Source organism: Streptococcus sp. HMSC076C09 (assembly GCF_001837905.1).
Lineage (GTDB): Bacteria > Bacillota > Bacilli > Lactobacillales > Streptococcaceae > Streptococcus > Streptococcus parasanguinis_I.
Map to the genome: position 1 here is coordinate 1 of NZ_KV834608.1, position 5,541 is coordinate 5,541.

Genomic DNA, 5,541 nt, shown 5'->3' on the forward strand with positions numbered 1-5,541 from the left:
CGATAACCACAGCAACTCCTTCTAAACGATGAAATGAATATCTGCTGTGGCTATCTATTTACCTTTTTTCTTTTACTTTTGTAAGTTACTTTTATTATTTTTACTTTTTCTGTATTATATCATATTTTGATTGAATAGTCATCTGAGATAGTGATTTTAGAAAAACTGGAGTTTTTTTCAATCGTACATTTTGACAATAAAATACACTTTAATATCAATTTAATGATTTTATAGTGTTTTTAGCTTGTTTGATTTTAAAGTTGTCGTATATTCATCAGAATTACCTGAAGAACAGGAAAAATCCGACAACAAAGTTGTTGATCTTTTCAGTTATAAAACCTATTTATGCAGTGGAGTTTAACAATCAAACCTATGTAAAAAAGTGTATCTTCATAAAACCTACCTACGACTTGCTTCAATAAACAAGAAGTATGATGATATTTATGCTCCATACGAAGAAAACCCTTGGATTATTGGAAAGATTGTAGGGCATTTTACACCTATTGAGAAATACTGATAAGGATATAAACCATTTCCGTTTGAATAAAGATCGAGTGGAGAAAAAAATAATATGATAAATTAATCTGAAATTTAAATATTTCGATAATAAAACGCATAGTGTCAGTTTTTAGTATCTGATACCATGCGTTTTTATTTTTTAAAAAATTCTTTGATTTACTTCATGTTAAAAAAGGTTTTAAATTCTTTATAATCGTTTTTTTCTGTTTAAGCGTCTAGATTTTAATCTTTGCCAACCTGATTTAAATTTAAAAATTTCTTGTTCGGAAAAATTTAATTTGTCCTTTAGAATGATATTATCAATAATATCAACCGCTTGTTGAAACTTAGAGTCTTCAAGCAAATTGATTAGAACTTTTTTTTCAGAATCGTTGAATTGATAATATGGTAGTTTTATGGAACGTACCTCACCTGGTTCAAACGTGAGCACCCCTCCTCCATAGCTTCGTCCAGATAGTTCACATTGGAGCAAAGTGAGTGAATTTAAGAAAGACAGAGATATATTATAAATATCAAAACCATCTTTTGCTCTAACTTTATGAAGAGTATCTGTGTTTACAGCTTTTGTGTTGTTTACTACTATTTTAGGATACTCATGTACTTGACGTAAAAAGAATGCTTCTGGAAACCAAGTAAGTGGGACTCTGTACCATTCTTTGCGAATTCGAGTCTTATATCCTAAATGATACCCATTTGATTCTCCGAAAAGTACATAGTTCTTTTCATTGTCACTTAGAACTGTTTTGGGGATAAACATTTTTACTTTTTTGTTATCTTTGTACAATTCCTGTAGTCTAGATTTATTAAGTTCTATCCCTTTGAGTTGTTCAGCTCTACTAATTATATCAGTTAAACTATTACTTTCTAATTCAAAAGATTCAACAGTTTGTTTATTTACAACAAAGAACTCGTTTTGTCCCGTTACAATCCCAACATTTACCTCAGCAATATCATTAAAGCTATGTAAATCTTTATGTGAAATCGCTAATTTAAAATTACTTAATTCACTAGGCTTTAAAAAATATTTCAACCACTTATCTCTAGAAACTTCGACATCCTTTATTAGTGGTACATCATCATTTATGTCAAAAGAATCTAGATCGTTTAAACTATCTAATTCAATGAATCTAAATCCTTTATTTTCTGATCTAGTTTTTCCTAACAGTACCACTACTTCTTGCTGTGCACCTTCAAATAAATTGTCATTAAAAGAAATTAAAGTAAGCTCTTGAAATTTTTCAAGTAGATAAGATCTAATATCTGCAGCATAATCTACTTGAAGTAACTCAGCTGGAATTACCATACCTAATCTACCCCCATCAGTAATCAACTCGGAGGATAACAATAAAAATGGGGCCCATAAATTTGTCATTTTGTTAGGTGTAAATCCGTAGTATTTCATGGAATCAAATGCCCTATCACTCACATCCCTATCGATGGATTGATATCTAATAAAAGGGGGATTTCCCAAAATGACATCAAAAGTTTCTTTATTTTGAAGTTCTGCTTGAAAATATTTAAAAAAGTCTGAATTAACTACTTTTGCTTTTGTCTGATCTATTTTTGATGCCTCAAATTCATTATATTCGATAGCTAAACATTGTTCAGTACAAAATTTATCATCCATACTTTTAAATACTTCATAGGCAGAATTCACAAATCCCCCATCACCTGCGCTTGGTTCCAACACTTTGTCGCTAGGTTTTTCTATAGCCCATTTAGAAATAAAATCGGTTAATTTTTTAGGTGTGTAATATCCACCTCGATTTTTTTTACTATTTAAAGTTTCTCTCATTATTTATTTTATTCCATAAAGAGTTTCGATTAAAGAATTTAATTTTTTCTCTTTAAAAGCAATTTGTCTTTCTATGTTAATTTTTTTAGAGGCTGAACTAGTTTTTTCTAGACTTTCTGAAAAAGCCTCTAACTCTTCAATTGTATTTAATATTGTATCATAAATATTTATTTCTTCCACCAAATTAAAATCTATTTTCCTTATAGGGATTTTTTCAAGGTATTGTTTGCCTGCACTATAATACCCCCCCTCATAATAAACGCTACTTTCTTCAATTAGATTACTTATAAATGGAGAGTTCAATATTGCTTGAATATATTTTACAGAATATTCATCATTTTTTGATTTGAGTCCATAATAAGGTCCTTGACCTCCCCCAGTAAATAATATTGGTTGCTTAGAATAAACAAAATTTGATTTTAAAGTTAGAACAGACCAAATTAACATTTCACCTTCATTAAAATTACTGATGCTTTGTTGTCTCCCATATTTATACCATTCTTTATTTATATCTTTTAAGGGTTGAATGTTTCTTTCTTTTAATTCTTTTTTAAATTTTGAGAGATATTTATAACATTCAGGGTATTTAGTTTTCAGCTCGTCTATATCAATTAACTGCATTTTAGAATCCACTTTTTTATAAGGGAAGATAATGATTCTATTTGATTTAATTTTCTTATATTTTTGTATAGTAAGTTTGTAAATAGCTGGCTTAACAATCTCTTTCTCAATTTTATAATTAACACCATTATTTGAAAAATAATAGTAGTCATCATCACTTGACGTTGCTTCGATTATGAATACTTTGTCCAAACTTGTTTGTAATCCTACACTTATATTAACTAAGTCTTCCAAATTACAAAATTTATCTGTATCTGAAGTATTTTCTAATAGTTGTCTATTTGATTCACTGAAAAGCTGCCACGGTTTATCAGTTAAACTTTTTGTATTGTAAAATACACTTAATTTAATCTGTTCGTTTATCGGAATTTGTTGCTTTAGAGATAGTGAAATATATTCGGTCTGTATATTCTTCTTTGAAGTAAGAAATACTAAACAAGAGTATGCAGAAACATTAGGAAACAACTGTATTTCATTATAATTAATTATCTTATTAACACACCTCTCTTCAAAAAGGATGTTCCGAAATTTGGATTGATTTTTTTCTTTAATAAATCTATTCGGAATAATATAACCCAAAACCCCTGAATTATCTTTAAGTAAATATAAGCCTCTTTCTACAAATAAGTGATATTTATCAAGAGATGAAATTTTAGAACTTTTATAATAAGAAAAATCAGATTTATAATAATTGTATTCTATTGGAGAGTATTTTGATAAGGTTTGTGTCCTTGTATATGGAGGATTACCAATTAATAAATCAAATTTAACTCCTTCTCCAAATTCAGTATTAAAATCAAATGGCGAGATATTTCCTATTACATCAATAATATTAGCTGAGCTACCAGAATCAGAATAATAATCGTAAAATTTATCATCAACCAAAGAATTACCAAATTTTATATTATCATCCAAATTTGGTAATAAAGCTTCTTGTCTTATTTGAGAAAATTCAGTGAAGCTTATATCTCTTAGACAAGAAAGTAATAAAGAGAACTTACAAACTTCAACCGCACTTAAATCTATGTCAACTCCATAGATCGTGTCTGTTAATAATTCTTTTTTTACGTTAAACGATAGCTTATATGAATCATTTTCTTGAACTAAGATACCAGCTTTGACTGATTGTTTTGGATTTTTGATAGCATCTTCATAAACATAATTTTGTAAATACTCATAAGCAGACAATAAGAAAACTCCTGAACCGCAACAAATATCTGCTACCTTAAAATCTTTTAAAGTTATTTCACTTTCCTGAGAGCGTATTTGAAAAGATTCTTTAACAATTAAATCAGCTATATCTTTTGGAGTTGATACTGCGCCTAAAAAATCAACCACTTCATGTTTCGTAACTAATTCAATATCTTTATTTATGAACTCGAACCGTTCTGAAAGAAATACATCGTAAACTTTCGCTAAAATTGATGGTGGAATTACAGAAAAATCATACGGACTAAGAGGATAGTATAAATCATTAAAAATTTTTTTTATAATATCAAAATCCACAGTATACGAATTTTCGTCTAATAAATGAAAAATACCAGAATTATACTTTTTATCTGCGTTAGCAAATAATCCTTCTAATTCACTTATATTATTAAGTTTTTGAAGTTGTTCATAGTCTTCAAGATTGGTGTCTTCACATATTCTTAGAAATAGTATCTTGTTAATAAGACGTTGTATAAAAACATTAAAATCTTCAATATCTACAATATCATTATTTTTTTTAATGTTTTGTGCAAGCGAAAGTCTCCAACTTTTAATCTGATTTAAAAAATAAGAATCGAAAGAACTGAACTCTCTACTGTTTGATAAATCAAATTTATTTTCTTCAACTATATCTTTTTTTAAATAGTAAGAGATTGAATCTAGCTTATCAACATATTCAGTAAAGTTAAATTTTGCTATTCGTGCAACATGAATATCATCTGTTGCATTTGGTTTTACTTTACAATCGTAAATTGCCATTTCTTTGAAATTAGTAAGAATTGAGTACTCCATTCCAGCACTCCAACCATACCTTCTTAGTTGAAAAACCGATTTTTGAGAATTACTTATATCGACAGATGGCTTTTTTGCTTCAACAAAAAAGACGCTTCTCCCTTGAATTTGAAACATGTAATCTGGTTTCTTTTTCTTTATTACTTCATCTTCTTCAACTTTAACTGAAGCTTCATGTATTACTTCTCGTAAATTTTCTGGCAATAATTTTTGATTATCGACATCCCAACCAAAGATTTCAAATAATTTATTTAAAAAATCAATTCTAGTAGATGTCTCATCGTACAAAGGAGTTTCGTAAATATCTTTACTTAAAAGATATTTGTCAATTAGAGTTTGAATTTCTTTTTCCATATATTTTCTCCCAAAGTTATTTGTATAAAATTTTAATAGACGGACAAATAGTTGTCAGATGATTACATTTTGTTTTTATTTTAAAAATTCATAGAAACACTTCCTCATTTAATTGAAATTGCACTTCAATTATATCATTAATTAATAATATTTAATTAGAAGTAACATTCAAATTTGTGTTAAAATAGTGCTATAAATATGAAATAGAGGTTATTGCGATGGAAAATCCTTGGATAGATACTACTTCGGAA

Annotated in this window: 2 protein-coding genes; both read right to left on the minus strand. The window is 28.1% G+C overall.

Features of this window, described 5'->3' with window-relative positions:
• Nucleotides 1-706: 706 nt before the first annotated feature.
• On the minus strand, nucleotides 707-2,314 hold the full coding sequence (locus HMPREF2704_RS01675) for an HsdM family class I SAM-dependent methyltransferase (RefSeq protein WP_070845480.1): 1,608 nt from the start codon (nucleotides 2,312-2,314) through the stop codon (nucleotides 707-709).
• A gap of 3 nt (nucleotides 2,315-2,317) precedes the next feature.
• Nucleotides 2,318-5,290 carry an Eco57I restriction-modification methylase domain-containing protein gene (locus HMPREF2704_RS01680; RefSeq protein WP_070845481.1) on the minus strand — a complete coding sequence of 991 codons (2,973 nt, stop codon included), beginning with the start codon at nucleotides 5,288-5,290 and terminating at the stop codon, nucleotides 2,318-2,320.
• Nucleotides 5,291-5,541 lie beyond the last annotated feature (251 nt).

Coding starts and splice junctions, on each gene's coding strand:
- HMPREF2704_RS01675 (WP_070845480.1), bottom strand. CDS start 2,314: ATGAGAGAAACTTTAAATAGTAAAAAAAATCGAGGTGGATATTACACA.
- HMPREF2704_RS01680 (WP_070845481.1), bottom strand. CDS start 5,290: ATGGAAAAAGAAATTCAAACTCTAATTGACAAATATCTTTTAAGTAAA.